General features: G+C 60.6%; 19 protein-coding genes. 5 read left to right on the forward strand and 14 right to left on the reverse strand.

Annotation, left to right across the window (positions count from 1 at the left end):
- Window positions 1-56: 56 nt before the first annotated feature.
- The 10 genes from HKN06_08085 to HKN06_08130 form a co-directional block, all read right to left on the reverse strand.
- Entirely contained in the window at window positions 57-1,727 is a 1,671-nt protein-coding gene (locus HKN06_08085; protein NNF61273.1) for a Mur ligase, read from the reverse strand.
- Entirely contained in the window at window positions 1,727-4,513 is a 2,787-nt protein-coding gene (gene cphA / locus HKN06_08090) for a cyanophycin synthetase (GenBank protein NNF61274.1), read from the reverse strand. Before cphA ends, HKN06_08085 begins: the two co-directional genes overlap by 1 nt.
- A 15-nt stretch (window positions 4,514-4,528) precedes the next feature.
- Window positions 4,529-5,347 carry a cyanophycinase gene (locus HKN06_08095; GenBank protein NNF61275.1) on the reverse strand — a complete coding sequence of 273 codons (819 nt, stop codon included), beginning with the start codon at window positions 5,345-5,347 and terminating at the stop codon, window positions 4,529-4,531.
- Between the two features lie 85 nt (window positions 5,348-5,432).
- Window positions 5,433-6,791, reverse strand: coding sequence for a histidine kinase (locus tag HKN06_08100; GenBank protein NNF61276.1), 1,359 nt, complete (start codon window positions 6,789-6,791; stop codon window positions 5,433-5,435).
- Complete coding sequence (locus tag HKN06_08105) at window positions 6,788-7,459, reverse strand: response regulator transcription factor (GenBank protein ID NNF61277.1); 672 nt, start codon at window positions 7,457-7,459, stop codon at window positions 6,788-6,790. Before HKN06_08105 ends, HKN06_08100 begins: the two co-directional genes overlap by 4 nt.
- A 9-nt stretch (window positions 7,460-7,468) precedes the next feature.
- Window positions 7,469-7,753 carry a PepSY domain-containing protein gene (locus HKN06_08110; GenBank protein NNF61278.1) on the reverse strand — a complete coding sequence of 95 codons (285 nt, stop codon included), beginning with the start codon at window positions 7,751-7,753 and terminating at the stop codon, window positions 7,469-7,471.
- A gap of 13 nt (window positions 7,754-7,766) precedes the next feature.
- On the reverse strand, window positions 7,767-8,396 hold the full coding sequence (locus HKN06_08115; protein ID NNF61279.1) for a glycine zipper 2TM domain-containing protein: 630 nt from the start codon (window positions 8,394-8,396) through the stop codon (window positions 7,767-7,769).
- 247 nt (window positions 8,397-8,643) lie between these two features.
- Window positions 8,644-9,408: a nucleoside triphosphate pyrophosphohydrolase gene (mazG, locus tag HKN06_08120; protein ID NNF61280.1), complete on the reverse strand. Its 765-nt coding sequence runs from the start codon at window positions 9,406-9,408 to the stop codon at window positions 8,644-8,646.
- Window positions 9,395-9,883 carry a CoA pyrophosphatase gene (locus HKN06_08125; protein ID NNF61281.1) on the reverse strand — a complete coding sequence of 163 codons (489 nt, stop codon included), beginning with the start codon at window positions 9,881-9,883 and terminating at the stop codon, window positions 9,395-9,397. The genes mazG and HKN06_08125 overlap by 14 nt, the downstream gene beginning before the upstream one ends.
- Window positions 9,884-10,027: 144 nt before the next feature.
- Window positions 10,028-11,416 carry a class II fumarate hydratase gene (locus HKN06_08130; GenBank protein ID NNF61282.1) on the reverse strand — a complete coding sequence of 463 codons (1,389 nt, stop codon included), beginning with the start codon at window positions 11,414-11,416 and terminating at the stop codon, window positions 10,028-10,030.
- A 112-nt stretch (window positions 11,417-11,528) separates the two neighbouring features.
- Here HKN06_08130 and purB point away from each other — a divergent pair, with 112 nt between their 5' ends.
- Genes purB through HKN06_08150 form a run of 4 tightly spaced genes read left to right on the forward strand, consistent with a single transcriptional unit; the run spans window position 11,529 to window position 14,918 of the window.
- Window positions 11,529-12,890 carry an adenylosuccinate lyase gene (gene purB / locus HKN06_08135; protein NNF61283.1) on the forward strand — a complete coding sequence of 454 codons (1,362 nt, stop codon included), beginning with the start codon at window positions 11,529-11,531 and terminating at the stop codon, window positions 12,888-12,890.
- Window positions 12,891-12,893: 3 nt separating this feature from the next.
- Window positions 12,894-14,006 (forward strand): cupin domain-containing protein, encoded by a 1,113-nt coding sequence (locus HKN06_08140; GenBank protein NNF61284.1) that lies wholly within the window; start codon window positions 12,894-12,896, stop codon window positions 14,004-14,006.
- Window positions 13,996-14,436 carry a GNAT family N-acetyltransferase gene (locus HKN06_08145; GenBank protein NNF61285.1) on the forward strand — a complete coding sequence of 147 codons (441 nt, stop codon included), beginning with the start codon at window positions 13,996-13,998 and terminating at the stop codon, window positions 14,434-14,436. The genes HKN06_08140 and HKN06_08145 overlap by 11 nt, the downstream gene beginning before the upstream one ends.
- On the forward strand, window positions 14,433-14,918 hold the full coding sequence (locus tag HKN06_08150; GenBank protein NNF61286.1) for a hypothetical protein: 486 nt from the start codon (window positions 14,433-14,435) through the stop codon (window positions 14,916-14,918). The genes HKN06_08145 and HKN06_08150 overlap by 4 nt, the downstream gene beginning before the upstream one ends.
- A 40-nt stretch (window positions 14,919-14,958) precedes the next feature.
- Here HKN06_08150 and HKN06_08155 read toward each other — a convergent pair whose 3' ends face one another.
- The 4 genes from HKN06_08155 to HKN06_08170 all read right to left on the reverse strand — a co-directional run bounded on the left by HKN06_08155 (window position 14,959) and on the right by HKN06_08170 (window position 21,049).
- The gene (locus tag HKN06_08155; protein ID NNF61287.1) at window positions 14,959-15,540 is read right to left on the reverse strand and encodes a DUF2799 domain-containing protein; all 582 of its coding nucleotides are present in this window, start codon (window positions 15,538-15,540) and stop codon (window positions 14,959-14,961) included.
- Between the two features lie 152 nt (window positions 15,541-15,692).
- Window positions 15,693-17,801, reverse strand: coding sequence for an HYR domain-containing protein (locus HKN06_08160; GenBank protein NNF61288.1), 2,109 nt, complete (start codon window positions 17,799-17,801; stop codon window positions 15,693-15,695).
- Window positions 17,802-18,072: 271 nt separating this feature from the next.
- Window positions 18,073-19,581, reverse strand: a complete 1,509-nt coding sequence (locus tag HKN06_08165; protein NNF61289.1) for a FecR domain-containing protein — start codon at window positions 19,579-19,581, stop codon at window positions 18,073-18,075.
- Between the two features lie 178 nt (window positions 19,582-19,759).
- Window positions 19,760-21,049 carry a tetratricopeptide repeat protein gene (locus HKN06_08170; protein NNF61290.1) on the reverse strand — a complete coding sequence of 430 codons (1,290 nt, stop codon included), beginning with the start codon at window positions 21,047-21,049 and terminating at the stop codon, window positions 19,760-19,762.
- Window positions 21,050-21,325: 276 nt separating this feature from the next.
- Between HKN06_08170 and mnmA the strand changes: the two genes are divergently transcribed.
- On the forward strand, window positions 21,326-22,441 hold the full coding sequence (gene mnmA / locus HKN06_08175; GenBank protein ID NNF61291.1) for a tRNA 2-thiouridine(34) synthase MnmA: 1,116 nt from the start codon (window positions 21,326-21,328) through the stop codon (window positions 22,439-22,441).
- Window positions 22,442-22,461: the final 20 nt, after the last annotated feature.

Below are 22,461 nucleotides of genomic sequence, written 5' to 3' on the forward strand. Positions count from 1 at the left end.
TCGACCATTGTCTTCCCGTTGCCGCTGGACCTGATTGCACCGCTGTTGAAAAAGTCCTAACCGGCGCCGCGCTGCTGCAATATCGCCAGAACCTCGTCCTGCTCGGCCAATGACAGCAGGATAACGAGGTCGCCCGGCTGCGCCCACGCCATGGCGTCATGCAGCGCTGCCACTTCCGTCTGGTGATGAGTCAGCTGATCGCGACGTGCCCCCAGTTTTGTCAGCCGGTCGTGCAACAAGTCCTTTAATTCGCCGGGCTCGCGGCCGCGCGCGTATTTGGCTATTTCCAGCGTGACCAGCCGATCCGGCTGCAGCTGCCAGGCTATGTCGGCAAGATCCTGGATCAGTGCATCGGTGCGGTCGCCTGCCTCGCCAAAAGCAATGAGCCGGCGCCGTGCCGGCAGGTTGCGCGCCAGGCTGACGATGGCGCGCAAGGCGTCGGGGTTGTGGGCGAAATCCACCAGCACCTTTACGCCGTCGATATCGAACAGGTTGCCGCGGCCGGGATTATCGTCCGGGGCAAAGCCGGCCAGGCCGTCGACAATGGCCTTGTGGCCGATGCCGAGACTTTCACACAGCGCCGCAACACCAAGCGCATTGGCAATGTTATGGCGGGCCGCGCCGCCAAGCGTCAGCGGTATCTCATCGGCGCGAATAACATCGTTCCATTTGCCATCGCGACACTCGCAAATCACTTCGTCACGCAGCGCCCAGGCCTGCCCGCCTGAACTTACGTGCTGCTTTATCACCGGGTTCGATGCATCAAGGGAGAAAAACACCACAGGAGCGGGCGACTCCGGTGCTTTGGCCACCAGCAGCGGGTCATCCGCGTTGAGCACCAGCCGGTCGCCGCTGCCGAGGGCGCGGCTTACCACCCATTTTGCGTCGAGCAGCTCATCCAGATTCGCCGAACCGAAATCACCAATGTGATCACGCGCGATCCGGGTAATCAGCGCGGCCTGCGCCCGCGGGACGCCGATGCCCCGACGCAGCAGTCCGCCTCGTGCCGTCTCCAGGATGGCAATATCGATGTCTCGATTACGCAACGTCGTACGTGCGCCGCCGGGACCCGCATAGTCGCCCGGGTCGATGACCTGGTCATCGACGGCCAGCCAGTCTGTCGAGCTGTAGCCCACGTGCAGCCCTGCCGCGCGTGCGACCCCCGCAGCAAGACGCACAGACGTTGTCTTGCCATTGGTGCCGGTAACCAGGCCGACCGGGATTTCATGCAGCCGGCTCCAGTCGATCTCGTCGGGTTGTGGCAATCCGCTAACGGGCCATGTCTTGCTGCCACGACCCAGCCCGATGGATGCTTCGTCGTCATCGCTGAGAAAAACACGACCATGATGGAACGCCGCTGCCTGCAGGTTACGCAATGACGGGTTTGACTCTTCGGCTATCAGGCCTTGCAGCCTGGCAGCCGCGCCCGCCAGCGATTCCGTGCCGCTTCCGCTGGCGGCAGCCAAAGCCCATTCGTTGACTTCCGTTGCTGCATAGAGCGCATCGATCGGGGCAGACAGCGCCAGGCTGGCGCCACCGCGGCAGCGGCGCACGTAGAGCTGCTCGCTGCTCCACCCCACTGCATCGAGTATTTTCCGCGCCTGCTTTTGCCAGGCGGCTATCAGTGTTTCACACCGGTCATCGTCGACAGCTACATCGATTACAGCACCGGCCCCCGGGCTGACCGCATTAGCCCCCGTGAGGCGGCGGCTGTCCAGAAGTTCCATCAGTCGCTGTCTTCTGCTTCCCGTGCAATACGCACGCCACGCTCATCACGAATAATTTCGAGATTCTCGTCTATCTCAAAATCGTCCACCTCCGGCGGCGCGGCTTTGACTACTGGCGCCACCACTTCGCCGGCATCGCGTTCGCCGCCAAAGTAGATGATTTGCTTCCAGGTACGCTTGATGTTGTCGCCCAGAATCAGCAGCAGGTCGCCGGCTTCCGCACGATTCAGCGCGTCATCGACGGATTGCTGCTCGTCTTCGACGATGCTGACCTGGTCTGCGGCAACACCGGCATCGAGCAACGTTTCGCGCAGCAGGGCCGGTACCTCGCCGGATTCCCGGCCACGCACCCGGTCGTCCTGACGGCAGATGTAATGGTCGAAGTGGCCGGCCGCGTACTGCGCGATTTGCCGGATATCTTCGTCGCGACGATCGCCAGGCGCAGCCAGCACAACGATGCGACGGCCTTCCACATCGAAACGGTCAACCAGGTCACACATTGCTTTTACCGCGGCGGGATTATGTGCGTAGTCGAGAATGACCTTGAACGGGTGCTCGGTGTAGATATTCATACGACCGGGCGCCTGGAAAAATGTCGTGTCAAAGGTGCGCAGCCCCTGGCGGATATTGTCCAGGCTGACGCCCATCGAATACGCAAGCCCGGCGGCAAACATGGCGTTTTGCACGTTGTGCAGTGCCCGCCCTTCAATAGTGGCCGGTATGAGGTGCGTCCATAGCAGCGGCATGTGACTTTCGGAATCGTAGATGGTGATCATGTGCCCGTTCATACCCTCTTCGAGCACGACCGCTCGTCCGCCGGACCGGATATGTTCTTTCACCAGCGGATGACGCTGGTTCATGGTCACATAACAGAGCTGTGTAGCCTTGGTGTAGTCGGCCATACGCAGACACAATTCATCATCGGCGTTGAGCACGGCGGCGTCGGTTGCCACCTCGATCGGCACCCGCTTTATTTCTGCCAGTTGCTCCAGTGTATCGATGCCTTTCAGCCCGAGATGATCGGCCGATATGTTCAGGCAGGCGGCAACGTTGCAGCTGGAAAAACCCAGCCCGGCACGCAGCAGGCCGCCACGCGCGCTTTCCATGACCGCAGCATCGACGCTGGGGTCGCGCAGCGCCATCGCTGCGGAAACCGGACCGGTCATGTCGCCTTCGACGGTCAACTGACCGTCGACATAAACGCCGTCGGTACTGGTCAGCGCCACAGTGTGGCCATTGAGCTTCAGGATATGCGCCAACATGCGCGAGGTGGTGGTCTTGCCATTGGTTCCCGTGATCGCCGCAATCGGAATACGCGATGGTGTGCCGGGCGGAAACAGCATGTCGATGACTGGACCGGCCACGTCGCGCGGCGTGCCTTCACTCGGCGCGACGTGCATGCGGAAGCCCGGTCCGGCGTTGATTTCGCAGATCGCGCCGCCGTTTTCGTGATACGACTGCGTAATGTCATCGGTAAGAAAATCCACGCCGCCTATGTCCAGCCCGATGCCGCGTATCGCGCGTTCCGCCATCTCGCGGTTGTCAGGATGGATAACGTCTGTGACATCGATTGCCGTGCCGCCGGTGGACAGATTCGCCGTTGTGCGCAGGTAAACGACTTCGTCTTTTTCCGGCACCGTGTTGCGGTCGTAACCACTTGCCGTCAGCAGGCGTTCGGCCTGGTGATCGAATTCCAGCCGGGTCAGCGCCTTTTCGTGGCCCACACCACGCCGCGGATCCTGGTTTACGATGTCCACGAGTTCTTCAATGGTATGCCGGCCATCGCCAACAACATGCCCGGGTACGCGCTTTGCCGCCGCAACCAGCTCGCCGTTAACGACAAGCAGCCTGTGATCCAGACCGGTAATAAAGCTCTCGACGACGACGCTGCGATGATGCTCCCGTGCCTTGGCAAACGCGACTTCGACCTGCTCGGACGTCGTCAGGTTGGTCGAGACGCCGCGACCATGGTTGGCGCTTAGTGGCTTGAGCACCACCGGGTAGCCGATGCGTCGGGCAGCGCGTTTTGCATCTGAGCTGCTGCGGACGATCAGCTGTTTCGGCACCGGCAGGCCCAGATCACGCAGGATGTGGTTGGTTTCTTCTTTGTCTGAAGCCAGCTCCACCGCAATGTTGCTTGTGCGGCCGGTGGTGGTTGCCCAGATGCGCTGCTGATAACGGCCATGACCGAACTGCACCAGGCTGAACTCGCCCAGTCTGATCCACGGAATATCCCGCTCTTCTGCAGCGGCAACCAGCGAAGCGGTGCTTGGCCCCAGTGCGCGACGCTGAGTGGCACGAATAAAGCGATCGCGCTCGGCAGCGAAGTCCCAGTCCGGCCCGGGTGCTTCGGGCGGCTGCAGTTCCGCCGGCAACAGGCTGTGCAGAATTTCGAGCGCCAGCTTGCTGGCCGCCTGGCCTACTGCAGCGTCGTGATACTGGAACACCATGTAGTACTGGCCTTCCTCACCGGTCGAACGCGTCTTGCCAAAGGTAACCGGCGAGCCGGCCACGTTTTGCAGCTCGATCGCCACGTGTTCCATGACATGCCCGAGCCAGGTGCCTTCGTCCTCGGTGAGCCGCCGGACAAAGCCACCGGGCTCGCCATACGAACAACCGTGCTCGTGCAATCCGGGCAGCCACTCGAGCAGGCGGTCATTAAATTGTTTCCCGAGCCGGCCGGTCGGCCAGTGCTCCAGTTCGCCCAGATCGATGATGTGGCGAATGACCGGGAAGTGGGCGTAGGTATTAGGCCCTACATAAATATTGGTGGAGAGAATTTTCATACTGCATACCCATGCTCAGGGCGCCGCGTTGCGGCTCTTGATGTCAAAACTGCCACCCTGGACCAGGATGTGCAGGCGCACGCCAATCAGGCTTACCGGTTCCCCTCTTGCAGCCTGGTCCATGGAGGAGTGCTCAAGGTCAGATGGATCGACGATAGTAATGCCGCCGGAACCGACTACTTCCAGTGAGTCGCCCGGTCGAATAAACGCTGCGGTGTCCTCGTCCAGACCGATACCGACGGCGAACGGATTGTAGGCCAGCGCGGTAAGCAGGCGTCCGAGCCGGTCGCGCTGGCGAAAATGCTGATCGATGATGAAATTGTTAGTCAGACCGAGTCCGGGCGCCAGGATAACCTTGTCGGGGCTCGGCGTACTGCCCTCCATGCCGCCAGCGATCATGTGTTCAGGCATAAATGCCGCACCGGCCGATGTGCCGGCTATGTGGGTGCCTGCAGCATTTCGCCTGCGAATCAACTGCGCAACTCGCGTACCGCCCAGTGTCGTCGACAATCGCAGCTGGTTTCCGCCGGTCATGAATATTCCGGTGGCACGTTCGAGGTAGTCGGTGTATTTGTCGTCTTCGCAATCGGCACGCGTGGTAATCGGCAAAACCATGGCATGACGAACACCGAGCTCTCTAAACAGTTTTTCGTAGATGCGCCCGGTATCTTCCAGCTCCGATGCGGTGGGAATAATCGCGATACGGGCCGGCTCGGCGCCGCCGCATATCTCGACGAACCGATTGAGTATTTCCGGGTTACGCAGTTTCTCCTCGGCACCGCCTATCGGCACCAGGAAACCACGATTGGGATTGTCGGATCGAGAAGGCGCCACGCTGCAGTTCTCCTGCCCAAAAGAGCAGATACATTCCGCGAACACGCCGTTCGGGTCAAGTGGGGCAAACCCCCGGCGGGGGCTCTCAGGGTGGCGTCAGCCTCACGGTGATACTGGCGCCACCGAGCCGTGAGCGGGCGATTTGGAGTTCGCCGCCGGCTAACTCGACGATCTCACGGACCATGGCCAGCCCCAGACCGTGACCATCGGCGTGCTGGTCGGCCCTGACGCCACGCTGAAACAGCGCTTCAGCGGCAGCCGGCTCGATGCCAGCGCCGTCATCCTCGACGACCAGTTCCAGCCCGGCTCGCGGCGAATCACCCGCCGCCAGTGCCTGCGCTGAAACCTGCACCTTGCTGTTGCCGTATTTGTAAGCATTGTCGAGCAGGTTGCCGGCAATCTCGGTGAAATCACCCTTGTCGCCGAACCAGGCAACGCCGTCTGCCAGCTGGCAACGGCAGATAATTGCCTTGTCGGCATAAACCTTGTCGAGTGCCCGCACGACAGCCGCAATCGCCGCGGCGACATCGACCGGTTCCTGCCCGAGCGTTATAGCGCCTGACGCGGCAGCGCGGTTGAGCTGGTAGCCGATGATCTCATCCATGCGCTCGAGCTGGTTGCCAATCTCGCCGTCGTCGGTCTTCTTGCTCTCCATCAGGCTGCGGATCACAGCCAGAGGTGTCTTGAGCGAATGGGCCAGGTTGCCCAGCGTATTGCGGTAGCGCTCCAGCCTGGTACGTTCTGCAAGAATCAGCCGATTGGTATTGCGCGTCAGCCCCTGCAATTCGCGCGGGTACTTTTCACTGAGCTGGGGACGCGCGCCGCTTTCCACTTCACGTATTTCGCGCTCTATCTTGCGCAGCGGCGACAGCACCCAGCGCAGCAGGATTCCAAGAGTAATCACCAGGGCGACCGCCAGGCCGGCAAACCAGCCGTAAAGTTGCCGGCGATAGCGCCGCACCTGGTCGAGAAAAGGATCGAGACTTTCAGCGACGCCAAGCTGGTAGCCGGCGGCGCTGCCGTCTTCGAATTCCCACTCGACGTTTAACGTCTGCATGAACACCGCAGTCCCGTCGGCCAGCTCGGTGCGGCTAAACGCGTACTCACCCAGGCCACCAGCCTTAAGCATCGGCAGGTTGCGCCCTACGGCAGATTGCGAACGCCAGATCGGCGTGCCATCCGCTGTGTTGATTTGCGCATAGAGACCGGAGCCGGCGGTACTGAAACGCGGTTCAGGCAGGTCATCGGGCAGCTCAAGCCCGCCGTCAGAAGCTGGTTCGGCTTCGGCCAGCAGCAGGAATATCTGCACGTCGAGCCGTTCCTCTACCGCGCGCTCGGCCGCATGACGAAAAGCCGAGTCGAGCACCAGCACCGTAGCCCCAAAGAAAACCGCCAGCACGAGGCTGACGGCTATCAACAGACGGGCGCTAAGTGACGACATCATTCAAGCGCGAAGCGGTATCCCCTGCCACGGAGGGTCTCGATGGGTCTCATTGTGTTGGCCGGATCCAGCTTGCGCCGCAGCCGCCCAACGAAAACTTCAATGACGTTACTATCGCGCTCGAAGTCCTGTTCGTAAAGACTCTCGGTCAGCTCCGACTTGGACACGACCCGCCCGGCGCTCATCATCAGGTGCTCCAGCACCTTGTATTCATACGATGTCAGGTCTACATCAGAGCCGTCGACGCTGACCTGCTGGGCCGCCGTATCCAGCGCGATGGGCCCGGCGCGCAGCACCGCCTCCGCCCAGCCACCGCGGCGTCGCAACAACGCATTGATACGCGCCAGCACCTCTTCCTTATGAAACGGCTTCACCACGTAATCGTCGGCACCGGACTCCAGGCCGTTGACCTTGTCCTGCCAGCGATCACGCGCGGTAAGAATAAGGATAGGAAAATTCCGCTCGTCCGCACGCAGCTTCGAAATCAGCTCAATGCCGGACATGCCGGGCAGGCCGAGATCGACTATGGCGATATCGATCGGGTATTCCTTGCCGTAATAAAGCCCCTCTTCGCCGTCGCCGACGGCATCCACGATGAAACCCGATTCACGCAGGGCCAGTGCCAGCGAATCACGCAGGGTCTGTTCGTCTTCAACCAGTAATAAACGCATAGTAATGCCTCACATGATCCGGCCGGATCTGGCATCCACGCGGAAAGTACGAACCCGGCCACGGTCATAGACCTTGATGTAGTGCACCGGTCGATCATCCACGTAGCGGGTCTTGGCGCTGATCACATCGCCGTCGATCTGGCGGCGCACTCGTGCGACGGCCTGATCCAGCGAAATGAACCGTTCCTGGGCAGCCAGCCGGATATCATCCGGCGCGGCCTGCACCGCCGGCGCTGCCAGCAACGGCAGGCTCAGCAGCAGCCCAAGAACAATTTGCCTGAGAAAACCCTTCACCAGTTTCCGATCCTCAATAACGTTCGTACTCAGCCGGGGTTACCGCCACGCGCACGCGAATCTCATCGCCTGGCTGACGGTCCATCCGGGTAGTGTACTCCCGGCCGGCAAATTCGTAGGTGACATTGTACCCTTCGACACGGCGTTCCTGACGGGTCGTATACCGGGTCGTGCAACGCTCCACCGTGCGATAACGCGCATGGTCACGGTAATCGCTGCGGTAGTTGTCACGATTGACCTCGTTCTGTGCTACCGCCGAACCGACCAGCGTACCGATCAGCGTCATGGCGTCGCGGCCCTTGCCGTCGCCAAACTGCCGGCCGATGGCACCGCCAATGATCCCGCCGGTAACCGTCGCCGCGGTCGAATTACGGTAGTTTCCCCGACGCGGCCGGTGGTAGACCTCCTGGTCATAGCACTCGCGCTGCGGCTGGCGAATACGCACGTAACGGTAAATCGGGTCAACGTCGATCACCCGGGCGTACACATAACCATCGTCATAATCGTAATTTGCACGATCATAGTCCTGTTCGTAACGATCATCGTCATCATTGTCGTCCCACCAGTCGTGGTCGGCCAACGCGGCAGCAGACAACGTCAATGTGGCGAAGGCCGCTGTGGTCATTGCGATCTTCTTCAGCATCTTCCTTACTCCTTTAACGGGGAACCAACAGGGTTCTCCCAACCTGGTAAGCAAGATAGCCGGAACTGCCTGAATATCGCCTGAATACGATAAGAATCAGCCGGATACGACCACATTACAGGCCCGATTCCGGCGGGATTGTGAAAAATCCTGTACCCGTCCTGCACCCGCGGCATCAAACGACAATCCTGGGCCTGTTACTGCGCCATTTCGTTGATAGCTTTCACGAAATCTGACGCGTATGCCGTTATGTTGCGTCTTTGGCCGCCTGCCATAGTGCTTCGAGTTCATCCAGGTCGCATTGTTCCGGCCGGCGGCCGTCGGCACTTACCGCCTGTTCGAGGTGACCGAAACGCGACCTGAAGCGATTGTTCGTACCCTGCAGCGCGGTCTCTGCATCGACACCGAGGTGGCGGCCCAGATTTACCAGGGCAAACAGTACGTCGCCAAGTTCCCGTTCCATCGCGTCCCGGTCGCCGCTGGTTATCTCTGCATCCAGTTCCTCGAGCTCCTCGACCACCGTGGCGCGCACGCCGTCGATTTGCGGCCAGTCAAAACCGACGCTGGCAGCCCGCTTGCCCAGCTTTGCCGCACGTCGCAGCGCCGGCAGTGCCCGCGGCACGTCGTCGAGCACGCCACCGCGGCGTTCCGCCGCTTTTTGCGCCTCCCAGGCTGCAGTTTGCGCATCTGCGTCGGCGATGCTGGCGCCGGCAAACACGTGCGGGTGACGCCGCACCATCTTGTCGTTCAGCCCCTCTACTACATCAGTGATGTTGAACAGCCCGGCCTCCTCGGCCATTTGCGCATGGAAGACCACCTGGAACAGCAGGTCACCCAGCTCGTCGCGCAGGCCCTCCATATCGTCACGTTCGATGGCGTCGGCGACCTCGTACGCCTCCTCGATCGTGTGTGGCGCTATGGTGGCGAAGTCCTGCTCCAGGTCCCACGGGCAACCCTCCTCCGGTGCGCGCAACCGGCGCATGATTTCGATCAGTCGGTCAGCCGCTTCCATCACCAGGCTCCAGTATCGTGCGATAAAAACAGACAATCATGGAGGCCGTAGCACCCCAGATGTCGCGGTCTTTCCAGGGAATCTGGAAATACGGAATCTCGTAGCCGTAGATGGTTTTCTTTTTCCTGTGGTGATTTCCCGGATCGAACAGGTATGCCAGCGGTACTTCGAATGCGTCGTCGACTTCGGTCCGGTCCAGCGTCAGCTCCATGTCCTCCCGGTAGAACCCAACTACCGGCGTCACCGAGTAGCCGGTGATAGTGAAGTAGTTGTCGAGAAAGCCGGCGACCTCGATGTTCGCTGCCGGCAGGCCTACTTCTTCCTCGGTCTCACGCAGCGCGGCATCGAGCGGACCGGCATCGCTGTCCTCGATCCGGCCGCCGGGAAAACTGATTTGCCCGCCGTGGTGCTTGAGATGCTTTGCACGCTGTGTCAGCAGCACGCTGAGTTCGCCGTTGCGTTCGACCAGGGGCACCAGCACCGCGGCAGGTGTCAGCTGCTTTGGTAGCAGCCTCTCGAATATTTCCGGTATATCTCCCCAGCCGGGCCGTTGCACTATTTCCGGCCGCTGCGGCGCGGTGTCCTGCAGCCTCGTTTTTATCAGGTCACGCAAATACGATCAGCCCTGAATACCGCCGCGGGTGAGTTTTTCGGGGTCGAGCAGCCGCTTCAGCTCATCCTCGCTAAGGTCGGTGGTTTCCTTTGCCACATCCAGAATCGGACGCCCTTCCGCGTAAGCTTTTTTCGCCGTGGCCGCACCCAGGTCGTAACCGATCACGGCGTTTAGCGCAGTAACCAGGATGGGGTTTTTCTGCAGCGCTTCGGCCAGCACTTCCTCGTTTACCGTAAAGCCCTCAATGGCGCTGTCTGCCAGTATCCTCGAGCTGTTGGCAAGAATGTTAAGACTGTCCAGCAGGTTATCGGCAATGACGGGCAGCATGACATTGAGCTCAAAATTTCCGGCCTGACCACCGACCGTAATGGTTGCGTCATTGCCAATGACCTGTGCTGCCACCATTGTCACCGCTTCGGGTACGACCGGGTTCACTTTGCCGGGCATGATTGAGCTGCCAGGCTGCAAGGCCGGCAGTTTAATCTCCGCCAACCCGGCCAGCGGCCCGCTGTTCATCCAGCGCAGGTCATTGGATATTTTCATCAACGCAACAGCAATGGATTTGAGTTGTCCGGACAATTCGACCGCCGTGTCCTGGGTAGCCAGGCTCATGAAGCGATCGGGACTACTGCAAAACGGGATACCGGTCTGTTCCGCAAGTGCCGCGGCCACGCGATCGCCGAACTCCGGATGGGCATTGATACCGGATCCTACCGCTGTGCCACCCTGGGCCAGCTCATGTAATCGTTTTTGCGTGTCCTGCACTCGCCGCAGACCGCCGTCGACCTGGCTCGCCCATGCGCCGATAACCTGGCTCATGCGCACAGGCATGGCATCCATCAGGTGAGTGCGCCCTGTCTTTACGACCCCGTCCAGTGACTCTGCCTTGCGCCGCAGTGTTGCCACCAGGTAAGCCAGGGACGGAATCAGTTCCAGAGCCACCGCGCGAGCAGCACTGACATGAATCGCTGTCGGAATCACATCGTTACTGCTCTGGCACATATTGACGTGATCGTTGGGGTGCACGTCTGCGCCGAGCCGTTCTGTTGCCAGGTGTGCAATTACTTCGTTGGCATTCATGTTCGAGCTCGTGCCCGAACCGGTTTGAAAGACATCGATGGGGAAATGCTCGTAGTGCTGGCCTTCGGCAATTTCCATCGCTGCAGACTGAATGGCACCGGCAATTTTTTCATCCAGCAGACCCAGGTCACGATTGACCCCGGCGGCTGCCCACTTGACGAGCCCGATCGCACTTATGAACGGCGCCGGCATGGTGCGGCCACTGATAGGAAAGTTCTGCACCGCACGCTGGGTCTGTGCCGCCCACAGCGCCGCTGCGGGCACCTCGAGCTCGCCCATGCTGTCCCGCTCCATTCTTACCGATCCTTTAGCCATTGCTGCTCCTGAAAGGGCTTAAGCGAAACGACAATGATACCGCTGTTACGCACTGCCGGATCACTTTTTGGGCTATCATGCGCGCGTGACAGAGACCCAAAAGCCCGACGCACTGACTGCTGTCTCGCCCGTGGACGGGCGCTATGCCACACAGGTGGCGGCCCTGCGGCCCATCTGCAGCGAATACGGGCTACTCCGCTACCGCGTCCGGATCGAGCTGCACTGGCTGGCCCACCTGGGCGCAGCCGGCCTCCTGCCGGAACCGGCAAGCCTCAGCGCGGCGGATATCAATCGCCTTCGCTCGCTGGCGGATGATTTCGATTCACCTGCCGCCCGCCGCATCAAGGAGCTCGAGCGCGAGACAAACCACGACGTCAAGGCGGTCGAATATTTCGTACGGGAATTGCTGGCAACCAATGGCTTTGCCGATGCGACCGGCGAGTTCGTGCATTTCGCCTGCACCTCGGAGGACATCAATAACCTGTCCTACGCATTGATGCTGAGCGAGGCGCGCAGCACGGTCATACAACCGGCTCTCGAGAGTCTCATCGGCATGCTGGAAACCGCTGCCGACACCCACGCAGACGTTGCCATGCTGTCACGAACACATGGTCAGCCGGCCACACCCACGACGCTGGGCAAGGAACTGGCAAATTTTGCCGCGCGTCTGAAGACCACCACCGGCGAGTTTGCTGCTGCACCGATCCTGGGTAAATTCAACGGCGCGGTCGGCAACTACAACGCTCATTATGCCGCCTTGCCAGAAACAGACTGGCCGGCGCTGGCGGAAGAATTCATTGGCAGCCTGGGCCTTGAGATCAATCACTACACGACACAGATCGAACCACATGACTGGATAGCCGCCTACGCCCACGCGCTGATACGCAGCAATAACGTGCTGCTGGACCTGTGCCGCGACGTCTGGGGATATATTTCTCTCGGCTATTTTCGCCAGCGTGTCAAAGCCGGCGAAACCGGTTCGTCGACAATGCCGCACAAGGTCAATCCCATCGACTTCGAAAATGCTGAAGGCAACATTGGCATTGCCAGTGCGACGCTGGGCCACCTGGCCCACAAACTGCCGGTATCGCGCTGGCAACGCGACCTGAGTGACTCGACGGCGCTGCGCAATATTGGTACCGGGCTGGCCCACATGCTGATCGCATGCCAGGCCATCGACCGTGGGTTCAGCAAGCTCGAAGCTGACAAGGAGCGCATCAGTACCGACCTGGATGAGCGCTGGGAGCTTCTGGCCGAACCGATCCAGACAGTAATGCGGCTGCACGGACTGGCTGGTGGCTACGAGGAGCTGAAAGCGATGACGCGCGGCAGGACTATGGACCGCGCCACGATACATGCGTTTATCGAAAAGCTGCAGCTACCTTCGGCTGACCGCGAACGCCTGCTGAAACTCACGCCCGCCAGCTACCTCGGCAATGCCGCCGCTGCGGCCAGGGCTTTGCGCCGCGGCTGACGCGTGGCACTGAAATTTCCTGCAGCGCTTGATGCGGCCGGGTTCCTGGCACAGCATTGGCAACGCACGCCGCTGTACCTGCCGCAGGCCCTGGCGGATTTTTCCCTGCCGGACGCTGACGAGCTTGCCGGTCTGGCCTGCGACGACGACGTCGAATCGCGGCTGGTTTTTTCACCGCCAAATCGCTGGCAGGTGCAGCACGGCCCCTTTGCAGCCGACACCTTCGCGCAGCTACCCGAAACCGGCTGGACCTTACTGGTCCAGGATGTCGACAAGCACCTGCCGGACGTCGCCCGCTTACTCGACGATTTTTCATTCCTGCCACGCTGGCGCATTGACGACATCATGATCAGCTTTGCCGCACCCGGCGGTACCGTTGGGCCGCATGTCGACGAGTACGACGTATTCCTGCTGCAGGTCACCGGCAGCCGCACGTGGCAAACCGGCCCGGCCGATGGCGCCTGTCTGCCCGACCTGCCGCTGAAGGTGCTGGCGAAATTTGATCCGCAGCAAAGCTGGCAGCTGCAGCCGGGAGACATGCTCTATCTGCCACCCGGGATCGCTCACCATGGCCTGGGAGATCGCGAATGCATCACGTGCTCGATCGGATTCCGTGCGCCATCGATGGCCGAAATGACTCTGCGGCGTGCCGAGCATGCTGCCGGTCGCGCCACCGGTCGTTACCACGATGAGGGCCTGGCGCCTGCTGAAGCAGACGACGGCCTGATATCACAGGCTGCGGTTGCCCGAGCCGTGCAGCAACTGGGCGTTTCCGAGCAGATCGACGATGCTGTCGTCTGGTTTGGCAGCCTGGTTACAGAGAACAAGCAGTGGCTTTCACCCGAGCCGCGCATGGTAGACAATTTCGAGCAATGCCGGTCTCGCGGCAGCCTGCTCCGCAAGGAGCCGGCAGTGCGAATGGCGCGCAGCACCTGCGGCGCTCACGGCTGGTTGTTTGTTGACGGCAACTGCATCGCTCTCGACCAGGATGGTGCCGAGCTCGCGCCACAGCTGTGTCGTGGCGCTGCTGTCAGGGTGCCGGCGGCGGCCGGCGCGGCCGATCTGTTGCACCGGTTGTACCTGGACGGCAAGTTATACTTCGACGATGAGCTCTGATGCCTACACCCGGCTGGCACACTGGAACGAAGACCGCGAGCTGATCAGGCGCATCCGCCAGACCGTGTTCGTTATCGAGCAGGAAGTCGACCCGGAGCTGGAGTGGGATGGCCTGGATGCGGAGTGTATCCATGCACTGGCGGGCCCGAGTCCGGCGGATATCGTCGCTACCGGCAGGCTGCAATACGACGGCAAGATCGGACGTATGGCGGTGCTTGCGGCAGCCCGCGGCCAGGGTTTGGGCGCGGCGATCCTCGACCGACTGGTTGAGGCTGCCATCGCGACCGGCCTCGACGAGGTGTACCTGCACGCGCAATCGCACGCGCTGGCGTTTTACGAGCGACACGGTTTTGTTGCGGAAGGCCCCGAGTTCGACGAAGCAAATATTCCACACCGCCTGATGCGGCGCAGCCTGCGAGGAACAAGATGAGCGAAGTATTCACCCGCCCGGTCAGCACCCCCGTTGAGTATTCGAAAGCGGTTGTCGAGCTTGTCAATCACGCCCAACGGACTATCGATGTACTCTCGCCGGAGCTGACACCGGTGGTCTTCAGCACCGCGGAACTGATCGATGCGGCGCGTGCTTTTGCCATTCGCAGCCAGCACACGCTGATGCGAGTGCTGATTCGCAACACAACGCCCTTGACCCGCAACGATCACCGCTTTCTCGACATCGCTCAGCGACTGAGCAGCAAGGTAAAGGTTCGCAAGCTGGCACCAGACTTTCAATGCCGCGATGACGCATTTGTGATTGCCGATGAAGAACAGTTCGTACTGCGGCGGCAGGCCGTAACCTGGAACGGATTTCACGACAGCAGCCGCCCGGAGATTGCCCGCAAGCTGACCGTTGAATTCGAGGAAATGTGGGAACACAGCACAACGGACCCGGGGGTCCGTCGCCTGCATATCTGATTTGATGAGCGCCGGATCGGCCGGCGCAAGCCTGCCCGCGCTAGTCGGTCAGGCCGGCCGAAACGTCAGAGATGACGATGCGCTGTTCTTCGAGCTCCAGGTACTCCAGCCGGCTCTGCATACGGCCGAATTCACGCTCCAGCGTCCGCACCCGGTAGCGTAGCTCCACTACTCGCTCATCGGTTGCTTCTTCGCTCTGCATTTCTGTTTCAGCTTTCTTTACCTCAGACCGATTTGCGTAAATCTCCTTGCGCACGCGATGAATTTCGCGGCCCAGGCGAAAACCGGTCATGAAGTAATGCTCCATTCCTGTCGGGCAGGCACCAGCGTAATTGCGTCCTGCCTTGCCGACTTCGAGCCCGTTCGACAACGTGCAGAAGTAGTCCAGCCCTTCGAGCCTGCCCTGCTGGTAAGCCTGAACATCGGGTGACACACCAAACTCTGCACACTGCTTGCGATGGGTGCCCAGACGCGCCATTGACTGACCCCGCGCCCCATCTTCGAGACCGACCGCATACCAGTCAGCTGACAGGCACTCCGACTGTGTCATCGTGGTTGCACAACCCGTCAGCAATCCGGCCGTTGCAATCGTACATAACATGAAAAGAGTTTGGCGCTTCATTTCGTCGTCCTCGACTGAAAGTTGCCCAACCCTAACCCGGCCTCGCACGGCCATCGCAGACGTGGTTAACAGTTCTACAACATGCGGTGTGCGACAGATCACACGCGTAACTGCAAAACTGAACTTAAGGTAAATGCAGGAGCGCTTGAACGCTATTGGGATGGACAGCGCCGGGCCTGAACATCCAGGTCAACGTCGCCGGCCGGCGCGAATACACTGTAGCAGTCAGCGTGAAGTTCAGAGTCACCGGAGACGACAACTTCACCCGTAATCGAACCTGTCTCGAGATAAAGCGTGCTGTCGAACAGCAGCGCTGCGCCTGCATCCGCAGTGGCAACATGCGATTCACGCAGTGTTACGGTGGAATCAATTACGCGCAGCGTATCTGACCGACCAGCTGCACTGACCCGGTATACCAGTACATTGCGGCAACCGGTAATCATCAGCGCACTCACAGCAACACCCGACCCGGTGCCCGCCAGAACCAGCCCATCGCAGGGCGGTGCCAGGATGATCGGGTCCTGATACACGCCCTCTGCGACCAGCAGGATCCGGCGCTGTGCGGAGTCGCTGTCAGTCCACGGCTGCGACATCGCGCCCGGGGTAAGCCACGCTGCCGGCGAAACTATGGTCAGCGGAAGTCCGACCGCCAGCTCGAAACCATCGTCCAGACCGTCACCATCGGTATCCGGTTCAAGAAAATTGCTACCGAGCAGTAACTCAAGCACGTCAGGCAGCGTGTCAGAATCGGTATCGGTTTGCCGGGCTGCCCCACTGCCGGGGCGCTGCACCGGCGTCAGGAAGCTGTTGCCTGACAGCGTTGGCTCCTGAACAAAGTCGGGATCCACCGCGGCAGTCGGGTCCGTTTCCGGTGACACACCTATGTATACCCGTTGCTCGGCCACAGCGCTCAGACCCACTTCATCGGTCACCGTCCACTGCACCACATAGCGCCCCCGGCTGAACCCGCTGGCCGGCGCATCACTGACTACAACCAGGTCCGCCGGCAGCGAAACGTTGTCGCTGACCTGCGGCGTGCCGAGAAATACCTGCACCGGCTGCGGCGGTACGCCGCGAATAATGACATCCGGCGGGGCCACTATGGATGGAGGTTCCGGTGCGACTACAGTGATTACCAATGACGCTAACTGCGTATTACCGGCCTGGTCACTCGCGCTGAAAGTCACCGTAGTGGCGCCCGGCGGCAGTAACCCTGCCAGGTTACTGACAACCTCCAGCGGACCATCACGATCGTCGACGGCAACGACCTGTTGCAGCACACGCTGTACCGTTGCCGCGTTTACATCAATGCCCTGCCCGTCCGGAGCTTCGACGGTGAAATTATTTGGAAAATCGGCGAATACCGGTGCCGTGACATCAGGCAGCAGTGCCGAGCGGGCACACTTCGTCTGATCGAGCTGCAGCAAAGGTGTTGCCTCGTAAGCGGCAAAGTTGTTGTTACGAAAACGCAGGATTTCGCTGTTCAGGCTTAGATCCATAGTTGTAACGGCTGACACTGGCCCGCCAACGCCGCGCCCGTCGACGGTGCAGTCAGTCATATCATCGATCAACGCTGCTATAACGGCGTAAGTCGGCGCCGGGAGCTGGTTCTCCGTTGCCAGCGCGTTAACCGCGTTGGCAATGCCACCTAACGCCATTGCGTACTGACGCGCATTCAGTGATGCGCCGCGGTCGGGCTGGATCGGGTCTTCCGGTGGCGTAGTAACAATGTCGAAGCCAAACGCATCGATAAAGAAGGATCGGTTCAGGTCGTATACGGCAATGAAATTATCGCCCTGTGTTTCGTACCGTGATTTGCGCAGCAGTGCATCGGTATAGATATTGATTGCGACGATCGATGCGCCCACCGGCAGCAGGGTGGCAAAAACATCGTCGCCGGCGAGCTGCACGGTACGACGCTGCCCGGCGACAGGTTCCGGGTCCGCCTCGTCAACATAGGCCCCGCCCGATGATTCGATCAGCAGTGGCTGGCTGCCAGGAGGCAGCGTCATTGTCCAGTTGCCTGACGCGTCGGTCACGGCTTCGCCAAGCGCAGCGCCTATTTTCTGCCCTCGCGCATCCAGCGAAAAGGCGCGCACGATGGCGCCATTCAACGGTCCCTTGCTGCTGTTGCCACTGATCACCCGGCCGTCGTCGGCACCGGCCGCTACCGGATCATCACCGCTCCCGCAGGCAGCCAGCAGCACGGCCAGCAAGGCAGCAGCCAGTTGACGAACCAGTGTTTTGGGGCCGTAGATCAATGCTCTATCGCTTCTTTTTCTCAGCCGCACCATCTTGCCATACAGCACCAACGCTGCAGGGCAACCGACACCAGGTATGACATGTATGGAAATGGATATATGCCCAGCTTGTTGGTCACGGCCTGCAGTCCCTTGCGCACCCTCGCCGATTGTCCCCTGCTTTGGCCCGCAGGTCCGTGCGCCACATCACAGCAATTAAGTTAACTCAAGCCGCCGGGCATAAAAAAAGGCCCGCCAGATGGCGGGCCTTCGTAGCAGGAGTATTGCCGGCTTAGTTGCCGCCCCCTTCCACCTGGAAGGCTGCTGCGCCAGACACTACCGTGTCGTCCTCTTCCAGCGTGTAGCTCATGCCGGCACCACTGAGGTTGCCGTCAGCGTCGCCGCTGAAGAAGCCGCTGAGGCTGCCGTCGCCGTCATCACTTTCACCTGACATCGAGTCGGTGACCGTAACATCGTCGAACTCACCACCAAATGTCGCGTCGCTGTTGATGTCGACGTCGCGCGCCGAGGCATCCCAGACCTGGCCGGTCTCGTCGAACGACAGACTGACATCAGCATCGGCAGTCTGGCTGGTGAAGTCAGCCGACAGGTTTGCCGAGCCCAGCGTACCAACGTTGCCGTTGTTGTCGGTGGGGTTGGTGTTACCGATCAGCGCGAAGTTGGCGGTACCTTCCGTCGGCAGCTCGACACGAGCGTTGCCGTCAGGACCAGTTACCCAGTGCACGCTGCTGTTGTCGACATCCTGCACTATCTCGCCATTCTCGGACGTGACGTGCACGGCACCGGTCGTCCAGCGACCCCAGTGCAGGCCGGTCGCACCCTGGCGATCCGTGTCGCGACCCATGTTGACCGCCTGGCTGCCATTCTGTTCGATCAGTGCGGTACCGATCGGAGAGTCAGCCGTGAATGCAATCGGGCTGCCGTCTTCGTTGACGACCTTGCCTGACATGCCCTGCGCCGCAGCAGCGGTAAAGGCCTCGTCATCACCCAGCGGGCCGGCAGCATAGGCAACGGCACCACTGTTGCCGTTGAGCGCTTCGCCACCAGAGGTGAGATTTACATCGCTGTCGGTCACAGATGCCACTTCGACATCGGCCTCGGCGTCGTCAGACTCAGCCGCTTCCGGAGCAACCTCGGCTGCCAGCAAGCGGGCAGCAGCAGCTGACTTCTCGGGGCTCGACGCTGCATCGCGCACGAAGCCGAACTGACCTGGATCAAGATCCAGCGCACCGGTGTCGTTACGCAGCGTCACGCCACCGTCGGTCACGCCGACGTAGAGGCCCTGCTGCATGCCGGCACAACCGGTCTCGCAGTAAACCGCAGTGTAGTCAGTGCCACGGATACCGATGGTAGCCACCGGTGTACGTACACGGTAATCCGACTTGTCGGCCTTGCCGATCGCACCGGTAATCGAACGAAAGCCACCCTTGACCAGCGCAAAGAAGCTGCGCGGCTCGCCGGCACTTGCCGTCATGCCGCCCGACGCGGCGGGGAAGTTAAATTGTTCAATAAGAAACTCGGTCTGCGGCCGCAGTGCCAGCAGGCCGCCATCTTCCATGCGCATCTGCACACGGCCGTTGGCAGAAGTTACGATCCTGTCACCGGAGTCAACCGTGCTGCCCTTTGTCAGCGCAGCCCGACTGCCGTCAGGTGATACGACATAAGCCTTGCCGTATACAAACAGCACTTGTCCGGCATCAGCGTGCGCCAAACCCAGTGGCAATGCCACCAGCAGGCACGCAACCGGATAGCGCCAAAATTTAGTGAGAAGCCTGTTCATATCCAATACCCTTTTCCACTCGAAAACGAAATACGCCATTTGTCCCAGATAGCGCAGCAAATTTACAGTAGTTGGGTTAAAACGTCTGTGAGTCCTCTCACATACATTTGAGTATCGTTGTGATTGCACTCACGAATTGAACATTTAGTGCGTTCTGGTTTTACTTAAAGCCACCAGGTCAACGCCAGACGCGGTTAATACTCAAACTTGTTTCTACTCGTTCGAACTCGAATACATCGACATCCGTATCGTTGTTGGTGTACGCCACCAGGTGCGACATAAGCCACTTAGGTGTAATACGCCAGTCCAGTTTGACAGAAAGCTGTGTGAGCGTGTCCTCACGCGGCGCATCAAACTGTTGTTCGAAGAACACAGCATCATAATCGGATTGCAGCAGGCCTGCCGTGAACTGGGCCCTGAATTGCGAACTGAAATTCCATCCGGCGGTGAAGCGCAGCCCGAAGGTGTCGCGGCCGTAGCGGGAGTCTGCCTGCAACGGCTCATCTGTACCGGCCAGCAGGGAACCGCCGAGAGAGCCACGGCCCCCGGCGTAGGTCCAGTTACTGGTTATACCCAGCAAATACTGGTCGACATCCTTTACCTTGAGCTCGTCGCCATATTTGACCTGGCCGATGCGGCCGAGCACGCCCAGCCGAAGGTTTCGGCGCACATTGAAGTCCCACGATCCGGCCAGCGCCAGACCGGCACTGTTGTCGCGGCCATCGACTTCAACCTGGTATCCCTGTAGCCGCAGTGACCGCGTCTGTTTTTCAGTCACATGACGCAAGCCGAGACTGGCATTGCCAATCTGCGAGTTAACAAAGGAAGCATCGGGGTTGTTACGCTGGCGTACACCGAGACGGGTATCCAGCAGCAGGCTCTGACTGAACGGCTTGAGCATCGTTACGCTGCCACCGAACTCGGCAAAGGGGCTCGAGGTTTCACGGCTTTGTTCGATCAGGTCAAAGCCGAGGAAGTTGTCGACGGCAGTGGCGCTGTTGGCGTTGCTGTCATAACCGGCCCGGGTAGACAGACGATATTCCATCCGCAACCGTCGCTGCCGATTGGCAATCAAAGCCAGGTACTGGTCGATAGCGCGACGCGCTGCCGGGGGCGGGTTTTCGTCGCGCAATGCTTCGAACTCCTGCTGCGCTTCGCCAAGGTTTCCGGACGCGTAGTAAGCCCGTGCCAGGTCAAGCCGGGCAGCAGCAAAGCGGGGTTCGGTCGCAATGGCTCGCTGCAGCGCCAGCACCGCCCGCCCCGGTTCGCCGGTTTCCAGCAGCGCCAGCCCGATCAGGTAGTCGTAACGCGGATCGCCAATGTATTGCGCTTCGAGCGGCTCGAGCACACGACGTGCCTCACCATGACGGCCGTCATTAATAAGGGACTGCGCCTGGCGTAACGCCTGCTCGCTGCCCCACGCACTCGTGGCGATCAGCGCCAGCGCAATTACCAGCGCTTTGGTCACCCTGCGCACTCTGCCTGCAATGAAAAACTGCAAAGGTTAAAGCTCCTGCGTTCCCTGGCATGCCGGTAGCCAGGAAGTACCTTCTGGAACAGTTTGTTATTAACCCAAAATGCGGCCGGCCGCCGTGTGATCGCGGTCACAGTATTCTGTTAAGCTGCCCCACTTTCACGGCCCGGCCGCCGGGCCGGGTCTTGCCGGGATTACCGCAGCAGCTGCCGGAAACCGCAAAAACACTGGTATTCTGCCTGCCCCGGCCACAGGCGTCCAACAGGCCCTATGTCTAACAATGCAGGTACCCGCGTTATCGTCGGCATGTCCGGCGGCGTGGATTCATCGGTAGCCGCACTGCTGCTGAAGCAGCAGGGCTACGATGTGCACGGCCTTTACATGTTTAACTGGGACGAGGACGAGCAGGGCTACTGCACGGCGGCTGAAGATTTTCAGGACGCACGCCGTGTTGCCTCCCTCCTGGATATTCCGCTGCACCAGGTCAATTTTGCCGCCGAATATCGCCAGCATGTCTTTGATGTGTTTCTTGAGGGGCTGCAGGCAGGCCTGACCCCGAATCCCGACGTACTGTGTAACCGCGAAATAAAGTTTGGCCGCTTTCTCGACCACGCATTACGGCTCGGCGCCTCTTACGTGGCAACCGGCCACTATGCCCGGCGAATCAGCGTGAACGGCGAACATCAGCTGCACCGCGGCGCCGATCGCAGCAAAGACCAGAGCTATTTTCTTCACTACGTCTCCGCCGAAGCGCTCGGCCGCACGCTGTTCCCGCTGGGCGAAACACTGAAGTCCGATGTACGCGCGCTGGCTCTGGAAGCCGGGCTGCACAACTCGCGCAAGCGCGACAGCACTGGTATCTGTTTTATCGGCGAACGGCCATTCCAGGAATTCCTGGCAAGCTACCTGCCGGTACAGCCAGGTGAGATACGCACGCCGGAGGGCCAGGCGGTTGGCGAACATTGTGGCCTGGCGTTTTACACGCTCGGACAGCGCCAGGGGCTGGGCATCGGCGGCGTGCGAGGTGCCAGCGACGAACCCTGGTATGTTGCGGGCAAAGACGACGACAACAACGTGCTGATCGTGGTGCAGGGCCATGACCATCCGCTGCTGTACAGCAGCTCACTGGAAGCGACTGCCGTGCACTGGATCAACGGCTGCCCGGCAGCCGGGGAATTATCCTGCCAGGTCAGCACCCGCTACCGCCAGCGGCCGGCGCCCGCCGCGGCCCGCCTCGCTGCCGGCACAGCCCATGTCGAGTTTGCCAGCCCGCAGTGGGCAGTAACGCCCGGCCAGCACGCTGTTTTCTATGACGGCGAGCGCTGTCTCGGCGGCGGCATCATCAGCGCCGCGGCTGCCACCGGTGTTCTGCAAACCGCTGTATAATCGCGCCTCGCTCTTACTCT

It is taken from the genome of Gammaproteobacteria bacterium (assembly GCA_013003425.1).
GTDB lineage: Bacteria > Pseudomonadota > Gammaproteobacteria > Steroidobacterales > JABDKV01 > JABDJB01.